Raw genomic sequence first — 15,537 nt, forward strand, 5'->3', positions numbered from 1 at the left:
CGGGTTGGGCTAGGCTTCACCCGTCTCTCACCACTGCACCGATCATGACCTGGTTCGCGCCGCCGACCGACATCGAGAGCCGCGTCCACGCCACGCTGCCCGACATCTTCCGCCAGCCGCGCCCGACCGAATGGGGGGTGGCCAACAAGCCCGGCGTTACGATCGACAGCTTTCTCGAAGGGCCGTGCCTCGCCGCCGACGGCACCCTCTACGTGGCCGACATCCCGTACGGCCGCATCTTCTCCATCGACGCCAGCCGGCGCTGGAGCCTGGTTCACGAGTACGACGGCTGGCCGAACGGCATGAAGGTGGCGCGCGACGGCAGCCTGCTGGTCGCCGATTATCGCCGCGGCCTGCTGCGCATCGATCCGGAGAACGCCACCATCCATCCGGTGCGCACCACGGTGAACAGCGAGAGCTTCAAGGGCCTCAACGATCTCGCGGTGTTGTCGGACGGCTCGGTGCTGTTCACCGATCAGGGGCAGACCGGCATGCAGGATCCGAGCGGCCGGCTCTATCGGCTGTGGCCGGACGGCCGCCTCGACCGGCTGATCGGCAACGCGGCCTCGCCCAACGGGGTCGCCGTGAACGCCGCCGAGACCCATGCGTATCTGGCGCTGACGCGCGCCGCCGAGGTGTGGCGGGTGCCGCTCGCGCCCGCGGCGCTCGCCGCCAAGACCCAGGTGTTCGCCCGCCTGCCGGGCGGCCTCTCCGGACCGGACGGGCTGCTCGTCGATCCGGCCGGCCGGCTGATCGTCTGCGATCCCGGCCATGGCTGCGCCTGGGTGCTGTCGGAGCTGGGCGAGCCGCTGTTCCGGGTGCGCTCCTGTGCGGGCCGCACCCTCACCAATGCGGTGCTGCGCCCAGACGGCCGCACCCTGCTGATGACCGAATCACAGAGCGGCCAGATCCTCGAGGCGGTGCTGCCGGCCTGATCGGCTCGGCGTGGTGGTGGTTACGCCTCTTCGGCCGCCTTGGCTCGGGCCAGCAGCGCCTCGGCGCGGGCGAGGTGAGGGCGGTCGTACATGACGCCGCCGATCCCGACCACGCCGGCCCCCGGCGCCGCCGCGAAGGCGTCGACGATGGCCCGCGCCTTCGCCACCGCGTCCGGCGTGGGCGTGAACACCGCGTTGATCACCGGCACCTGGGCCGGGTGGATCGCCATCTTGCCGGTGAAGCCGTCGCGACGCGCCTCCTCGCACTCGCGCCGCAGCCGGCCCTCGTCGCGGAAGTCCACCGCCACGGTGTCGATCGCCTGCACGCGCGCCGCCGCGGCGGCGGCCAGGCAGAGGGTGCGGGCGAGCCGGTAGGGATCGAGGAAGCGGCCGTCGGCGTCGCGGTTCGCCTCGGCGCCGAGATCGACCGACAGGTCCTCGGCCCCCCAGGTGAGGCCGGCGAGCCGGCGGCTCGCCCCCTGATAGGTGCCGGCGAGGAACAGCGAGCGCGCCGTCTCGGTGGCGATGGCGACGACGCCGACATGCCCGTCCGGCAGGCCGCCGGTCGCCTCGCGCACCGCCAGCTTGGCGTCGAGATGGATGACGGCGGCGCCGCCTTCGGCCTTCGGCAGCATCACCAGGTCGGGGCGCGCCGGGATGACCACGTCGAGATCGGCATCGATCAGCCCAGTGTCGAGGCCGTTGACCCGCACCAGGAGCCGCGGCCGGCTCGGCCAGGCAGCGACCGCCGCCAGGAACTCCGCGGCGGCGGCGCGGGCCGTCGCCTTGCGCTCCGGCGCGATCGAGTCCTCCAGGTCGACGATCAGGGCGTCGGCGCCCGACTCCATCGCCTTGGCGAGCTTCTTCTCGGCGTCGGCCGGCACGAACAGCAGGGACCGCATGGGGACCTCACACGGGGCGCTTGAGCATGAACGCCTGGCGGCGACACTCGGCCACCAGCCTGTCGTTCTGATTGTAGGCGCGGTGGTGCAGCTCGACGATGCCGGCATTCGGCCGCGACTGCGATTCGCGCTTGTTGATCACCTCGGTGGTGGCCCGCACCGTGTCGCCGTCGAACAGCGGGTGGGGGAACACGACGTCGGTCATGCCGAGATTGGCGATGGTGGTGCCGACCGTCAGGTCGGTGACCGACAGGCCGATCATCAGGCCGAGCGTGAACAGCGAGTTGATCAGCGGCCGCCCCCACTGGGTCTCGTTCTCGCAGAAGTGCCGGTCGATGTGCAGCGGCTGCGGGTTCAAGGTCATGTTGGAGAACAGCACGTTGTCCATCTGGGTGACGGTCCGCCGCAGGCGGTGCTCGATCACTTCGCCGATGGCGAAATCCTCGAAATACAGTCCGCCGCGCGGATGCCTGACGGCCGTGGCGTACGACATGCTGCTGCTCCCGGTGTGACCGCCGCCGGGTCGGCCGAGCCCGGGCGAGGGCGCGTGGCCGGCGGACGATTCATCTTTTGTTTACCATAATGACGCAACCTCGATCCGTCCTCATGGGTCCGTGTCGGCCCTCGACCCTCGGGTAGACCGTGGCTGTCTCCGCCTCCCTCTCAGCGACCTCCGGATGGGCCGTCAACGACGCCATCCGGACGGCGTCGCGGAACACGGGCGCCAGCTTCGAGTATCTGCTCGCCACCGCCAAGGTCGAGTCGGACTTCAATCCGCGCGCCGCCGCCGGGACGTCCTCGGCCCGCGGGCTGTTCCAGTTCATCGACCAGACCTGGCTGACCATGGTGAAGGAGGCGGGCCCGGCGCTCGGCCTCGGGCGCTATGCCGATGCCATCACCCGCACCCCGTCGGGCCGCTACGAGGTCGCCGATCCGGCGCAGCGTCAGGCGGTGATGAGCCTGCGCAGCGACCCGGCCGCCAACGCCGCCATGGCGGGGGCCTTCACCCGGCGCAACGCGGACCGGCTGGAAGCCCGGCTCGGCCGGCCGCCGAGCGAGGGCGAGCTCTACATCGCGCATTTCCTCGGCGCCGGCGGTGCCGCCAAGCTGATCACCCAGGCGGGCCGCAATCCGTCCGGCATCGCGGCCGAGGCGTTCCCGCAGGCCGCCGCGGCCAACCGCTCGATCTTCTACGACCGCTCCGGCGCGCCGCGCAGCTTCGCCCAGGTCTACGGCGTGCTGGTCGGCCGCTTCGATCAGGCGCGGACGAGCGCCACCCAGATGGCGGCCGCCGCGGTGGTCACGCCGGTGGCCGCCACCCGCACGGCGGATCGCCTCGATCCCGAGCTGTTCGCGCCGTCGACCTACCAGCCCGACGCGGCCCGCACGGCGTCGTCGCCGCTGTTCCACAGCCTGTTCCAGGACGAGCCGCAGCGGGCCGGGGTGTCGCGCTTCATCACCGAGCTGTGGGCGAGCCGCCCGCATGTGGCGGCGGCACTCTCGGGCGCGGTCGCCCAGGCAGCGCCGGGCTCGCTCGCCGCCACCGACCCGACCCGCGCGGCGGAGCTGTTCGCCGCCCCGGGCGTCGGCGCCGCCGGCCTGTACGGGAACCGGGGGTAGGGCGACGCCTCAGCGTAGTAGCGCCGGGTGCGTTCGGCAGCCGTCTTATGAATCCTCCGGCCGCTTTCGGCTCAACGCATCCCGCCACGACTGCGCCTCGTCGACCAGCGCCTTGATCTCCGGTTCCGGCGCGCTGCCGAAGCGGGCGATTAGGTCGTCATAGACCGCGACTGCCTCAACTCCCCCAACGCAGCACCTTTGTTGATCAGTGCCGCGGTGACTTGCTCTTTCAGCGCAAGCTCAGTTCTGCTGCCAAAGCGCGTCACCACGTCGGTATAGGCGACGAGTGCCTCGTCGCTACGCGCGAACGCATCGAGGCTGATGCCCTTATTGACCAGCGCGATGGCCAAGCGCACCTGCTCGTAGAGCACGGCGGTACCCGCGAGGCGCGCCACAATGGCATCAAAGCTCTCAACCGCACCACGAGCATCACTCAGGTGATGCAAGGCAATTCCGCGTACGTTCTCGGCTTCGGCCCAGTCGAGATCGGTCGCTGCCAGCGCCAGGGCGCGTTCGACGCAGAACAAGGCGTCTTCGGGTTTTTTCGTGCCGAGCAGGGCTTTGGCCTCGCCAAGCCAATAGCCGTAGGATGGAGCTTTGTTAGTCTGCGCCGTCCTGTCCGCGGCGTCGAGCGCTTCCAACGCAACCGCCACGCCGGCCGACCGGCGTGCCGCGTGGTTGCGCAGCCAATGGCCCAAATGCTTCTCCAAATTAAAGCAGAACTCTTTAGTTTTTGCGTAGAGCTTAAACGTATGCTTGTGTGCGGCCACGATCGCTGCCTTGAACGCCAGCACCTTAGCGAGCTGGCGGTTGGGATTGCGCAGCTTCCCCGGGGCGAGTTCTTTAAAAAAAAGGCAGATGTTGTGGATCTTGCGAGCCGCGTAGAGCTCTAGAGCGAGGTCCCATTCCTCCTCGGTGCCGGAGGTCTTGCCGTTGCCGGTCGGGCTGCCCCAGCGGTCGTGCAGCACGAACACCGCGTAGTCGCAGCCGCGCAGATCCTTGTTGATCTGCTCCTGCGGCCGGCCGACGCCGCCGAGCGTCTCCTCCCAGCCGACCGCCGCGAACACCACGCCAGTCGGATTGCCGTGGACCTCGTTGAAGCGGTCGATGGTGGCGCGAAAGCCCTTGCGCTCCTCGTCGAGGCCGCCGGGCGAGCCGATGAAGACGCGATACTCGGTCAGGGTCCGGGGCATCGGGGACGCTCTGGTCGACAATTGGTTTGCGACGAAATGCGGTACTTTGAAATTACCTAACGGAACCGCGTGCCGCAAGGCGACGCGGCTTTTTCGGTCCGGCGCACGGCGATGCGGCGCGCCGGTTGGGGCGTCACTGCCTCTCTCAGATCAGCTCGTAGACGGTGCGGCCGCCCACGATGGTGCGCACCACGCGGCCTTGCAGGCGGGCCTCGTCGAACGGCGAGTTCTTGCACTTCGACTTGAGGATCTCGCGGTCGAGCACCCACGGGCTGTCGAGATCGACGACGATGACGTCGGCCGGGCTGCCGGGCTTGAGGGTGCCGCCGGGCAGGCCCAGCAGCTCGGCCGGCCGCGTCGACATGGCGCGCAGCAGCGTCGTCAGCGGCACGTCGCCCGCATGGACGAGGCGTAGCCCCGCCACCAGCATGGTCTCGATGCCGACCGCGCCGGGCGCCGCCTCGGCGAAGGGCAGCCGCTTGGTCTCGACGTCCTGCGGATTGTGGTCCGACATCACGACGTCGATCAGCCCGTCGCGCAGCGCCGCCACCAGGGCGGCGCGGTCGCTCTCCGGCCGCAGCGGCGGCGCCACCTTGCAGAAGGTGCGGTAGGAGCCGACGTCGAGCTCGTTGAGGGTGAGGTGGTTGATCGACGCGGAGGCCGACACGTCGAGCCCCGCCTGCTTGCCGCGCGACAGCACCTCGAGCGACTCGGCGCAGGTGAGCGAGGCGGCGTGATAGCGCCCCCTGGCGATCTCCACGAGACGGATGTCGCGCTCCAGCATGATGGTCTCGGCGATCGACGGGATGCCGAGCAGGCCGAGCCGCGCCGCGTACTCGCCCTCGTTCATCACGCCGTCGGAGCACAGGTCGGGGTCCTCGGTGTGGTGCACCACGAGGGCGTCGAAGTCGCGGCCGTAGGTGAGGGCGCGCCGCATCACCTTGGCGTTGGTGACGCTCTTGGCCCCGTCCGTAAAGGCGACGGCGCCGGCGGCCTTCAGCAGGCCGATCTCGGTCATCTCCTCGCCCTTGAGACCCTTGGTCAGCGCCGCCATCGGATGCACCCGCACGATGGCGGTGTCGCGGGCGCGGCGCAGCACGAAGTCGACGGTCGCCGGATCGTCGATGGGCGGATGGGTGTCGGGCTGGCACACGATGGTGGTGACGCCGCCGGCCGCCGCCGCGTGGCTCGCGGACGCGAAGGTCTCGCGATACTCGGCCCCCGGCTCGCCGATGAAGGCGCGCATGTCGACGAGGCCGGGGGCGACGAGCTTGCCGGTGCAGTCGATCACCTCGGTGCCTTCCGGCACGCCGCCGGCCCGGATGCCGCGCTTGACGTCGCGGACTTGGCCGTCGGTCATCAGGAGGTCGCCGACGATGTCGAGATCGCGCGACGGATCGACGATGCGGGCGTTGGTGAGCAGGATGGGGCGGCGATCAGCGGGCATGGTCACACGATGCGTTCGTCGGGCGCGGCAGGCGCACCGGCGTCGGACGGACGGGCCGAGCGTTCGGCGTGAGGGCTCGCCGGGGCGGCCCCGGCGAGAGTGTCGGATGTGAGTGTCGGGGATCGGAAACGAGGGTGACGACGTCGGGGCGGACGGGGAAAGGGACCGTCTCGCCGACGCCGTCACGCATTGGGCAGGTTCCGCGCCAGCGCCTCGAGCACCGCCATGCGCACCGCGACGCCCATCTCCACCTGCTCGCGGATCAGCGAGCGGGCACCGTCGGCGACCGCCGAGTCGATCTCGACGCCGCGGTTCATCGGGCCCGGATGCATCACCAGAGCGTCCGGCTTGGCGTAGGCCAGCTTGGTCTCGTCGAGGCCGTAATAGGCGAAGTACTCGGTCGAGGAGGGAATGAAGGAGCCGTTCATGCGCTCGCGCTGGAGACGCAGCATCATCACGATGTCGGCGTCCCGCAGGCCCTGGCGCATGTCGCGGAAGACCTCGACCCCGAACCGCTCGATGCCGGGCGGCAGCAGGGTGGCGGGGCCGACCACCCGGACCCGGGCGTCGAGGGCGTTGAGCAGCATGATGTTGGAGCGGGCCACCCGCGAGTGCAGGATGTCGCCGCAGATCGCCACCGTCAGACCCTCGATGCGGCCCTTGTTGCGGCGGATCGTGAGAGCGTCCAGCAGCGCCTGGGTGGGGTGCTCGTGGGAGCCGTCGCCGGCGTTCACCACCGAGCAGTCGACCTTGTCGGCCAACAGCTTGACGGCGCCGGAGGCATTGTGCCGCACCACCAGGATATCGGGGTGCATGGCGTTGAGCGTGATGGCGGTGTCCATCAACGTCTCGCCCTTGCGCATGGACGAGGCCGAGACCGACATGTTCATCACGTCGGCGCCGAGCCGCTTGCCGGCGAGCTCGAACGACGATTGCGTCCGGGTGGACGCTTCGAAGAACAGGTTGATCTGGGTGCGGCCGCGCAGGGAGGTGCGCTTCTTTTCGACCTGGCGGTTGAGCTCGACGAATTCCTCGGCGAGATCGAGGAGCCCGACGATCTCCTCGCGCGACAGGCCTTCGATGCCCAGCAAATGACGGTGGCCGAGCACGAATGCGGGTTTGGGTGCTACATTCATCAAAGCGGACCGTATAGGCCCGTTCGAGAATGGCAGCAAGCGCGTCCTCCCGTTCCCCCCAGTTGTCCCCAACGGTCCGGAACGCTAGACGCAGATGGCGGTGAGGAGGCCGGACGGATGGGCGATCGGGCGCGGTTCAACCAGTCGCCGCCGTTGGCGGATCTCGACCTGTTCGCGAGCGATCCGCCGCTGGCCGAGGCGGTCAAGATCAACGGGCTCGGCGACGAGGCGCGGCTGCTCGCCGCCTTCGGGCGCCGCTGGGGGGCCGGCGAGATGGCCGAGCAGGCCCGTCTCGCCAACGAGAACGTGCCGCGTCTCCAGGCCTACGATGCCAGTGGTTTCCGCCGCGACACCGTGGAATTCCACCCCGCCTATCATCACCTGATGAAGGAAAGCGTCGGGTCGAGCCTGCACTGCTCGACCTGGACTACCGACGGCGAACGCGCCGACGCCCCCGCCGAGGTGGCCCGGGCGGCCCGCGTCTACATGGTTGCCCAGGTGGAGAACGGGCATCTGTCGTCCATCATCACCACCCGGGCGGCGGTCGCCGTGCTGGCCGCCGGCGGGCCGCCGAGCGCCGCCGAGATGATCCGCAAGATCGTCAACCGCCACTACGATCCGGACTTCCGGCCGTGGTCCGAGAAGTTCGGCATCACCGTCGGCATGGCGGTCACCGAGCGGCAGGCCGGCACCGACGTGCGCGGCGCCGCCACGGTGGCCGAGCCGACCGCCGACGGCTATCTCGTCACCGGCCACAAGTGGTTCATGTCGGCGCCGATGAGCGACGCCTTCGTGGTGCTGGCGCAGGCCCCGGCCGGACCCACCGCCGTGCTGGTGCCGCGCTTCAGGCCGGACGGCGAGGTGAACGCGCTCCAGCTCCAGCGCCTCAAGAACAAGCTCGGCAATCGCGCCAACGCCTCCGCCGAGGTGGAATTCCGCGGCGCCTTCGGCTGGCGGCTGGGCCAGGAGGGCGCCGGCGTGCGCACCGTCATGGAGATGGTGCAGCTCACCCGGTTCGACTGTGCCGTCTCGTCGGCCGGCCTGATGCGGGCCGCGTTCTCGCGCGCCGTCCACCATACGCGGCACCGCGGGGTGTTCGGCCGCCATCTGTCGGATCAGCCGATGATGCGGGCGGTGCTGGCGGATCTCGCCCTCGAGGCGGAGGCTGCGGTGGCGCTGGCGTTCCGCCTCGCGCGGTCGTTCGACCGGGCCGCCGAGGAGCCGGGCGAGCGGATGCGGGCGAGGCTCCTGACCCCCGTAGCGAAGTATCGCATCACCAAGGCCACGCCGGCCTTCGTGGCGGAGGCGATGGAGTGCCTCGGCGGCAATGGCTTCATCGAGGATGGGGTGCTGCCGCGGCTGTATCGCGAGGCGCCGGTGAACGCCATCTGGGAGGGCTCCGGCAATGTCGTCTGCCTCGATGTCCTGCGCATCGTCGAGCGCGACCCCGAGGCGGTGACGGCGGTGGTCGATGATCTTCTCGCCGAGGCCGGCGATCTGCCGGGCGCCCGTGCCAGCGCCGAGGCGGTGCGACTGGCCCTCCGGTCCGCCGAGCCGGGGGGCGGACGGGCCGTGGTCGAGCGGCTGGGGTCGCTCGCCGCCGCCGCCGCGTTGAGGGCCGGTGCCTCACCGGCGGCGGAGCCGTTCGCCCGCAGCCATCTGGCCGGCGAGCGCGGCGCCACCCTCGGCACCAGCCGGCTGTCGGGCGCCGAGATGGACCGGCTCCTCGCCCGCGCCATGCCGGGGTGAGGAGAGGGGGTGGCCCGACCGAACGAGACGACAGACGCCCATGTGGTCTCATACCAACGGCAGCACTCTCGGACTGCATCCTCCGGCCGAAGGCCGGGCACGACGAGTCGAGATCAGCAGCTATCGGTATGAGAGAGCATGTCGTGAGGGCCTCGTGCCCCGGACGCGGCGCGCAGTGCCGCGAGCCGGGGCCCAGAACGGTAAGCTCCGTGATCGCCGCCTCTGGGTCCCGGGTCTCCGGCGCGTCGCGCCTCCGCCCGGGACACGCGACCTCAGTCATGACCGGCACGAGGCTGGGCTCGACTAATCGGCATCAGCAGCCATCGGCATAATCACGGCGTTTGCGGGGTGATTGCGTGGCGGCCCGGTATCGCGGCGCGGTGCACGGCCGATGACGGTTTCATTTCAATACGATGACGATTGCTGCAATGCAGCGGAACCGATCCGCGTCCAGGCCCGTTGAACAGGCGAGGACGGCACGGACGGGCCGACAGGGACGGCCGGGATCTTCCTGACGGGATGTCCCTGAACGGCTTTCCGGCACCCAGGCGATCGGTGTGACGCGCGATCGGCGTGACGCGCCTGCTCGGGCGGGTGCGGGTGTTGTCGCACGGCCCGTCGTCCCTCACGAAAAAACAGGAGTACGACACCATGAAGACGATGGTTCATTACGCGCTCGCCGCCGGTCTCGCCGGAGCGCTGGCGCTCGGCGCCGCCACCCCGAGCGACGCCAAGTCGCGCAACGGCCGCTCGGTCAAGGCCGACCGCGTCGTCACGCAGACTCACTATCACGGTGGTCATGCCGGCTATGCCCGCGCCGGCTACGCCAATCCGGTTCACGCCGGTGCGGGCCTCGCGGCCGGGGCGGTGGGCACCGGAGTCGGTGTGGCGGCGGGTGCGGTCGGGGCTGGCCTCGGCATCGCGTCCGGGGTCGCCGGCGCGGCGCTCAGCCCGTTCACCGGCGGCGTCAACTACGGCTATGTCCCGGCGGCCGATCCGTACGGCGCCTATGCGGCGGCCGGCCCGGTGAACGGTGCCGGCGCGGGGGCCGCCTATGCGGCCAGCGCGGGCGGCGGCTGCTGGATCTCGACCGACTCGGGTCGCGGCTACGGTTACTACGGCGCCTGCGGGACCCGCGATGCCGACTACGGCGTCGCCGCGATCTCCGGCCAGCCCGGTACCCAAGGCACCGTGCTGCCCTACTAATCGGGCATGACGGTTGCGAATGTGAGTTGAGCAGAGGGGCGGGTCTTCGGACCCGCCCTTTTTATTTTGTTCTCGTCCGGGTCAGGTCGGTCCGCGGGCCAGTCGGTCGAGGGCGCCTTGGAGGATGAAGATCGCTGCGTGCTGATCGATCACCGCCTTGCGCTTGGCGCGGCTGGCATCGGCGGCGATCAGCTCGCGCTCGACCGCCGTGGTCGACAGCCGCTCGTCCCACAGGCCGATCGGCAGCTCGGTCAGGCGGGCGAGATTGCGGGCGAAGGCGCGGGTCGACTGGGCGCGCGGCCCCTCGGTGCCGTTCATGTTGAGGGGCAGGCCGAGCACCAGCCCCACCACCCGCCGCTCCGCCGCCAGCGCCAGCAGGCGCGCGGCATCGTCCGTGAAGCGCTTGCGCCCGATGGTCTCCACCCCGGTGGCGAGCCGGCGGTCGGGATCGCTGACCGCGACCCCGATGGTCTTGTCACCGAGATCGAGGCCGACGAGCGCGCCGCGCTCCGGCAGGAGAGGGATCAGCTCGACGAGAGGGACCACGATGGCGGGCATGGGGCTCGCCTATCACGCCGTCGCCACCCTCGCCAGCGTGATCGTCGCCGATCGATCGTCCCGCTCGATCCCGCGCCACGCGGCGCACCGCCGCGTGCACGGCGGCGGCGCGCGATTGACGCCCAGGCGGGAGCGCGGCTTAGTCTGCCGTCGTTCGTTTCGGTGGCGCGCCGCGCGGTCGCGCGCGCCCGGCAGCGGGGAGACGTCGCATGCAGATCACCTGGTTCGGCCATTCCGCCTTCCGGCTCGACTTCAAGGGCACCGCGGTGCTGATCGATCCGTTCTTCACCGGCAATCCGGCCTTCGTGTCGGATCGTGCCGCGGCCATCCGCGGGGTGAGCCACGTCCTCGTCACCCACGGCCACGGCGATCACGTCGGCGACACCCTGGACATCGCCCGCGAGACCGGCGCGACCGTCACCACCAACTACGATCTCGGCATGTGGCTGGTGTCGAAGGGGCTCGAAAAGTTCAACCCGATGAACACCGGCGGCACCACCGATCTCGGCGGCTTCACGGTGACGCTGGTGCGGGCCGATCATTCCTCGGGCGACGTCGTCGACGGCATGCCCGTCTATCTCGGCAATCCGTGCGGCGTCGTCGTCAAGGCGCCCGGCGAGCCGACCGTCTATCACATGGGCGACACCGACGTGTTCTCCGACATGGGGCTGATCGCCGAGCTGCACGCCCCGAAGATCGCCATGGTGCCGATCGGCGACCGCTTCACCATGGGGGCGGCGTCGGCGGCCTTCGCGGTCAAGCGCTTCTTCCAGCTCGACGCGGTGATTCCCTGCCACTACGGCTCGTTCCCGATCATCGACCAGACGGCGGACAGGTTCGTCGCCGCCATGGCGGGGCACGCCACCCGGGTGATCGTGCCCGAGAAGGGCGTCGCCGTGTCGGTCTGACCGACGGATTCCGTCGTCGGACGCGATGCTTCGGGACGCGGCGTTGGCGCCGCGTCCGACGGAGGCCATCCTGGTTGTACTTTCGCGCGACAGGGTCGTCCCGCGAAGGAACCTTTGGTCATCCGATGCGTTGTCGGGTCGCACAATATTCCCTCCCGTGACCGACCTTGCGTACCGGACCCGACCGATGCCGCGCCGCTCTCACGACTTCTCGCTCTGGCCCGAGCATGCGCGGCCGCCGCGCCGGCGCTGGTCGATATCCCGGGTCGCGGGCGTCACCGCGGTCGGCGCGGTCGGACTGCTCGCCGGCTATGTGGCGGTCGCCGAGCTGGTGCGGCCGACGGCGCTCGATGCGCCGGTCGGGCGAAGCGGCCAGACCGCCACGGCGGCAAGTGTGATCCCGACCGCCGTAGCCCCGACCGCAAGCGCGACATCGGCCCGGGATGCTGCGGGCCCGGCGCGGTCCGCCGCCGCGTCCTCGGCAGCCGCCGTCGAGACGGTCGGGGCCGGACCGCCGGTCGGCGAACGTCCGCCGTCGGACCGTGCCGTCGCCGAGCGGGCTGCGCCGGAGAGTGCCGCGGCGGCGCCGTCGTCGCGTCCGCGCACCCGGCCGAGCGTCAACCCGACCGCCATGGCGCCCATCGGTTCCATCCGGGCGGACCGCGAGCCGAATGGGCGTGCCGCTGCTCCGCCCGCCGCTGCTCCGCCCGCCGCGATCGCCGCGCCGGTCCCGCCGAAGCCCGAGCCTTCCGTCTCGGCCGCGCGTGGATCCACTGCCCCGGACACGACCGCATCGACCGTTCCGGCATCGATCGTGCCGGCGTCGCCCGCGCAAGCGGCCGACACGGTGGCCCCGCCCCGGGAGGCCGTGATGGCGGCCGACGACGAGAAGCCGACCGCGCAGGCTGCCGACAAGCCCCGCAAGAAGGCCCGCAAGAAGACCCGCCCGCGCAACACCGAGACGGCCCGTGGCGGCGAGTCCTGGGACGGTGGATGGCGGCGCGCCGAGGCTTATCCGGGCCGCGGCTGGGGCAGCGCACCACCGCCGCCGCCACCAGCCTGGGGCCGCGGCGGTTTCTTCCCGTTCTGACGCAGGCCCTCACGCGGCCGGCCGTCATCCGGTCGGCCGTCGCCCGGCCCCGTGGACCGCATGGCGTTCGCCCAATCGCCTGAAATTCCTCAACCCCCGTCTTCGCACCTCACGATTCAAACCCTATCTCATCACCGCTCGCGGACGCGCGTTTCCACGGCGCCGTTACCCTTCACGGAGTTTCTCATGTCTCTCGATTGCATCCTGTCGGTCCGGGGCGTAGCGCGCCGGGTGGCCGCCGGTCTCGCCGTCGTGGTGGCGGTCGCGGCTCTCCAGAGTCCCGCCGTCGCGGCCGAGGAGCCGGACCTCGTCTTCCGCCGGTCCACCGTCTTCAAGTGGCTGAGCCCCAACGACAAGCTCGCCACCTACGGGCTCGACGACCCGGAGGTCGATGGGGTCGCCTGCCACTTCACGGTGCCCGAGAAGGGCGGCTTCAAGGGCTGGCTCGGCCTCGCCGAGGAGGTCTCGGACATCTCCCTGGCGTGCCGCCAGATCGGTCCCATCCGCTTCAAGAAGAAGTTCGAGCAGGGCGAGGACGTGTTCCGTCAGCGGCGCTCCCTGTTCTTCAAGAAGATGCAAATCGTCCGCGGCTGCGACGTGAAGCGCAACGTGCTCGTCTACATGGTCTATTCTGACAGGATCATCGAAGGGTCGCCGAAGAACTCGACGTCCTCTGTGCCGATCATGCCGTGGGGCGGGAGCGACGCGATTCAGCGCTGCGCGGACTTCGTCGAGAAGTGATCCACGGCCGCGGCGTCGCGACTGGCGCCGGATGCTCCGGTCCGCTCTCGAAGCGAGATCCCGCAAGGGCGTTCGGCAGAATTTTTAGATCCTGATCTCGATCGTTCCGGGGCCGGCCGCCGGCCGGACCCGGGGTGATCGGCCGGCTGAAGGCCGCCCGTTCGCCGGCCTCGCGGCCGTCGATGCATCCGATTGATCTTCATCAACGAATGAGTTCGACTATAGAGCGAGATCGGCTGCGGCAATGTGCCGGGTCGAATCTCGGTCTGCGTCGAGTCTCGAGCTGCGTCGGGTTCGGCGGCGTCGGATCGATTCCGACGGGGCCTGCCGGCGGGTGACTGATCCGGGCGTCACCCGTGGCGGACCCTTTCTGTGAGCCTTGTCACATTGCGGCGGGCTTCCATGCCCGATCGTCGGCTCGGATGGTCCGGGCGGGAGAGCGGCCGGGCAAAGTCGTGGTTGCCGTCGAATTCGAGCTGCAATAGCCTCGTTGGATTGTTGGATTGAGATGCGGTCTCCACGCGACATCGTTCACCTGATCCTCGAGACAGGGCCGAGCGGCCTGATCCTGACGGATGGCGCGGCCCGGATCGTCTTCGCCAACGAGCATGCCGAGGAGATGCTCGGCTTCGGCCACGGTGAGCTACTCGGCCTGCCGATCGAGGTGCTGGTTCCCGACCGCTTCCGCGACATCCATCCCGAGATGCGCCGCGTCTTCGATCTGATGCCGCGCGAACGGCCGATGGGCATCGGCCGCGATCTGACGGCGCGCCGCCGCGACGGCAGCGAGTTTCCGGTCGAGATCGCGCTCAAGCCGCTGCCGATCGACGGCGAGGTGTATGTGCTCGCTATGCTGGCCGACATCACCGAGCGCAAGCGCTCCGAGGACCGCCAGCGGTTGCTGATCGGCGAGCTGAACCACCGCATTCAGAACCTGTTCGCGGTGATCCAGTCGGTGGCGCTGTCGAGCCTGAGCGGCGAGCGGACGCTGCGCGAGGCGCGCGACGTGTTCGTCGACCGCCTCCAGTCGCTCGGCCGGGCCTACACCATGATGACCGAGCAGGAGTGGCGCGGCGCGCCGCTGCGCCAGATCCTCGCCTCCGAGACATCGGCCTTCGCGGATCGCGTCACCCTCGACGGGGTCGAGGTGATGGTGAAGCAGAACGCGGCCCAGAGCTTCGCGCTGCTGCTGCACGAACTGACCACCAACGCCGTGAAGTACGGCGCCCTGTCGTCACCGGACGGCAGCGTGGCGGTGCACTGGCGCATCGAGCCCGAGATGCGGCCGACCGCCTTCGTGCTGTCCTGGCAGGAGAGCGGCGGCCCGAACGTCGTGCCGCCGACTCGCAGCGGCTACGGCCGCAAGATCATCGAGGACACCATGCGGCGCATCGGCAAGCATCAGATCGAGTATGCGACGGCCGGCCTGCGCTACCGCATGGAGGCGCCTCTCGACAAAGTCGGCTGGGTGATCGACGATCCGTCCCCCTGAGTCTCGTGCGTGGTCCCGTGCGTGGCGCGCTGCCGTCGCAGTTCGTCGACAGTGCATGCTCAGTCGATTGTTGGCAGTCGACTTGGTCACGGCGGGTCCGGAGGGACGATGGGTCGCGTCGCCGGGGCGCAGGATACCGCCGCGGCCGACCGAGACTGCGCTATTGAGCGTTCGCTTTTGGATTCGTTTCTCGACTTTCGCCCGTCAGCGCGCCGGGTCCGCGTGCTGGATTGCTCGATGGATTGGAACGCGGAACTCGCCTACTTCGTGACCCCCAAGTCCGGACCGATGCGGCCGATGCGGACGCTGATCGACGCCAATCGGGCGTTGCTCGACGATCTGCCGTTCGGCAGCCGGCGCCGGCCGCATTGGGCCGCCGTGGCCCGGTTGCTGCTGATCGCCGCCGAGACCGGCTCGACCATCGACATCCGCCTGGCGACCGACTCTCTCGTACGCGCCCTGGAGACGGAGGGCTGGATGAGCCGGGTGCGCCCCGACGGCCTGCCGGCGGCCGTCGCCGTGGCGCCGGTGCCGCCGCTCCCGCGCCGGCGGGTCTGAAC

At 70.1% G+C, this 15,537-nt stretch carries 15 protein-coding genes; 9 read left to right on the forward strand and 6 right to left on the reverse strand.

The genetic code is table 11. The features are described 5' to 3' along the window. Window positions 1-44 precede the first annotated feature (44 nt). Entirely contained in the window at window positions 45-935 is an 891-nt protein-coding gene (locus tag ACFQUV_RS08120; RefSeq protein WP_129609585.1) for an SMP-30/gluconolactonase/LRE family protein, read from the forward strand. A 20-nt stretch (window positions 936-955) separates the two neighbouring features. Here the strand turns inward: ACFQUV_RS08120 and ACFQUV_RS08125 are convergent, their stop codons facing one another. Next, window positions 956-1,837 (reverse strand): CoA ester lyase, encoded by an 882-nt coding sequence (locus tag ACFQUV_RS08125; RefSeq protein ID WP_111385675.1) that lies wholly within the window; start codon window positions 1,835-1,837, stop codon window positions 956-958. Window positions 1,838-1,844: 7 nt separating this feature from the next. Beyond that, window positions 1,845-2,330: a MaoC family dehydratase gene (locus ACFQUV_RS08130; RefSeq protein ID WP_111385676.1), complete on the reverse strand. Its 486-nt coding sequence runs from the start codon at window positions 2,328-2,330 to the stop codon at window positions 1,845-1,847. Window positions 2,331-2,479: 149 nt separating this feature from the next. Here ACFQUV_RS08130 and ACFQUV_RS08135 point away from each other — a divergent pair, with 149 nt between their 5' ends. Continuing rightward, window positions 2,480-3,457 (forward strand): transglycosylase SLT domain-containing protein, encoded by a 978-nt coding sequence (locus ACFQUV_RS08135; RefSeq protein WP_207211503.1) that lies wholly within the window; start codon window positions 2,480-2,482, stop codon window positions 3,455-3,457. Between the two features lie 149 nt (window positions 3,458-3,606). Here the strand turns inward: ACFQUV_RS08135 and ACFQUV_RS08140 are convergent, their stop codons facing one another. The 3 genes from ACFQUV_RS08140 to ACFQUV_RS08150 all read right to left on the reverse strand — a co-directional run bounded on the left by ACFQUV_RS08140 (window position 3,607) and on the right by ACFQUV_RS08150 (window position 7,233). Further along, on the reverse strand, window positions 3,607-4,650 hold the full coding sequence (locus ACFQUV_RS08140; RefSeq protein ID WP_129609586.1) for a DUF4062 domain-containing protein: 1,044 nt from the start codon (window positions 4,648-4,650) through the stop codon (window positions 3,607-3,609). A gap of 145 nt (window positions 4,651-4,795) precedes the next feature. Beyond that, window positions 4,796-6,097, reverse strand: a complete 1,302-nt coding sequence (locus ACFQUV_RS08145; protein WP_129609587.1) for a dihydroorotase — start codon at window positions 6,095-6,097, stop codon at window positions 4,796-4,798. 182 nt (window positions 6,098-6,279) lie between these two features. Beyond that, the gene (locus tag ACFQUV_RS08150) at window positions 6,280-7,233 is read right to left on the reverse strand and encodes an aspartate carbamoyltransferase catalytic subunit (protein WP_129609588.1); all 954 of its coding nucleotides are present in this window, start codon (window positions 7,231-7,233) and stop codon (window positions 6,280-6,282) included. 117 nt (window positions 7,234-7,350) lie between these two features. Here ACFQUV_RS08150 and ACFQUV_RS08155 point away from each other — a divergent pair, with 117 nt between their 5' ends. Together ACFQUV_RS08155 and ACFQUV_RS08160 are read left to right on the forward strand one after the other, a co-directional pair. Continuing rightward, complete coding sequence (locus ACFQUV_RS08155; protein ID WP_129609589.1) at window positions 7,351-8,982, forward strand: acyl-CoA dehydrogenase family protein; 1,632 nt, start codon at window positions 7,351-7,353, stop codon at window positions 8,980-8,982. 651 nt (window positions 8,983-9,633) lie between these two features. Continuing rightward, window positions 9,634-10,188: a hypothetical protein gene (locus ACFQUV_RS08160; protein WP_165363974.1), complete on the forward strand. Its 555-nt coding sequence runs from the start codon at window positions 9,634-9,636 to the stop codon at window positions 10,186-10,188. Between the two features lie 81 nt (window positions 10,189-10,269). Here ACFQUV_RS08160 and ruvX read toward each other — a convergent pair whose 3' ends face one another. Further along, the gene (gene ruvX / locus ACFQUV_RS08165) at window positions 10,270-10,746 is read right to left on the reverse strand and encodes a Holliday junction resolvase RuvX (RefSeq protein ID WP_111388081.1); all 477 of its coding nucleotides are present in this window, start codon (window positions 10,744-10,746) and stop codon (window positions 10,270-10,272) included. A gap of 209 nt (window positions 10,747-10,955) precedes the next feature. Here ruvX and ACFQUV_RS08170 point away from each other — a divergent pair, with 209 nt between their 5' ends. The 5 genes from ACFQUV_RS08170 to ACFQUV_RS08190 all read left to right on the forward strand — a co-directional run bounded on the left by ACFQUV_RS08170 (window position 10,956) and on the right by ACFQUV_RS08190 (window position 15,535). Then, entirely contained in the window at window positions 10,956-11,654 is a 699-nt protein-coding gene (locus ACFQUV_RS08170) for a metal-dependent hydrolase (protein ID WP_129609591.1), read from the forward strand. A gap of 43 nt (window positions 11,655-11,697) precedes the next feature. Next, window positions 11,698-12,744, forward strand: a complete 1,047-nt coding sequence (locus tag ACFQUV_RS08175) for a hypothetical protein (protein WP_129609592.1) — start codon at window positions 11,698-11,700, stop codon at window positions 12,742-12,744. 186 nt (window positions 12,745-12,930) lie between these two features. Then, entirely contained in the window at window positions 12,931-13,485 is a 555-nt protein-coding gene (locus ACFQUV_RS08180; RefSeq protein ID WP_111388352.1) for a CreA family protein, read from the forward strand. Window positions 13,486-13,993: 508 nt separating this feature from the next. Next, the gene (locus tag ACFQUV_RS08185) at window positions 13,994-14,977 is read left to right on the forward strand and encodes a PAS domain S-box protein (RefSeq protein ID WP_129609593.1); all 984 of its coding nucleotides are present in this window, start codon (window positions 13,994-13,996) and stop codon (window positions 14,975-14,977) included. A 108-nt stretch (window positions 14,978-15,085) separates the two neighbouring features. Further along, window positions 15,086-15,535, forward strand: coding sequence for a hypothetical protein (locus ACFQUV_RS08190; RefSeq protein ID WP_207211504.1), 450 nt, complete (start codon window positions 15,086-15,088; stop codon window positions 15,533-15,535). The last annotated feature ends 2 nt before the right edge of the window (window positions 15,536-15,537 follow it).

Origin of the sequence: Rhodoplanes sp. P11 (assembly GCF_964266735.1) — a bacterium.
Lineage (GTDB): Bacteria > Pseudomonadota > Alphaproteobacteria > Rhizobiales > Xanthobacteraceae > Rhodoplanes > Rhodoplanes serenus.

What these genes read in the sequence shown, in the direction of transcription:
- ACFQUV_RS08120 (WP_129609585.1), top strand. Translation starts at nt 45, where the DNA reads ATGACCTGGTTCGCGCCGCCGACCGACATCGAGAGCCGCGTCCACGCC.
- ACFQUV_RS08125 (WP_111385675.1), bottom strand. Translation starts at nt 1,837, where the DNA reads ATGCGGTCCCTGCTGTTCGTGCCGGCCGACGCCGAGAAGAAGCTCGCC.
- ACFQUV_RS08130 (WP_111385676.1), bottom strand. Translation starts at nt 2,330, where the DNA reads ATGTCGTACGCCACGGCCGTCAGGCATCCGCGCGGCGGACTGTATTTC.
- ACFQUV_RS08140 (WP_129609586.1), bottom strand. Translation starts at nt 4,650, where the DNA reads ATGCCCCGGACCCTGACCGAGTATCGCGTCTTCATCGGCTCGCCCGGC.
- ACFQUV_RS08145 (WP_129609587.1), bottom strand. Translation starts at nt 6,097, where the DNA reads ATGCCCGCTGATCGCCGCCCCATCCTGCTCACCAACGCCCGCATCGTC.
- ACFQUV_RS08150 (WP_129609588.1), bottom strand. Translation starts at nt 7,233, where the DNA reads ATGAATGTAGCACCCAAACCCGCATTCGTGCTCGGCCACCGTCATTTG.
- ACFQUV_RS08155 (WP_129609589.1), top strand. Translation starts at nt 7,351, where the DNA reads ATGGGCGATCGGGCGCGGTTCAACCAGTCGCCGCCGTTGGCGGATCTC.
- ACFQUV_RS08160 (WP_165363974.1), top strand. Translation starts at nt 9,634, where the DNA reads ATGAAGACGATGGTTCATTACGCGCTCGCCGCCGGTCTCGCCGGAGCG.
- ruvX (WP_111388081.1), bottom strand. Translation starts at nt 10,746, where the DNA reads ATGCCCGCCATCGTGGTCCCTCTCGTCGAGCTGATCCCTCTCCTGCCG.
- ACFQUV_RS08170 (WP_129609591.1), top strand. Translation starts at nt 10,956, where the DNA reads ATGCAGATCACCTGGTTCGGCCATTCCGCCTTCCGGCTCGACTTCAAG.
- ACFQUV_RS08180 (WP_111388352.1), top strand. Translation starts at nt 12,931, where the DNA reads ATGTCTCTCGATTGCATCCTGTCGGTCCGGGGCGTAGCGCGCCGGGTG.
- ACFQUV_RS08185 (WP_129609593.1), top strand. Translation starts at nt 13,994, where the DNA reads ATGCGGTCTCCACGCGACATCGTTCACCTGATCCTCGAGACAGGGCCG.
- ACFQUV_RS08190 (WP_207211504.1), top strand. Translation starts at nt 15,086, where the DNA reads ATGGGTCGCGTCGCCGGGGCGCAGGATACCGCCGCGGCCGACCGAGAC.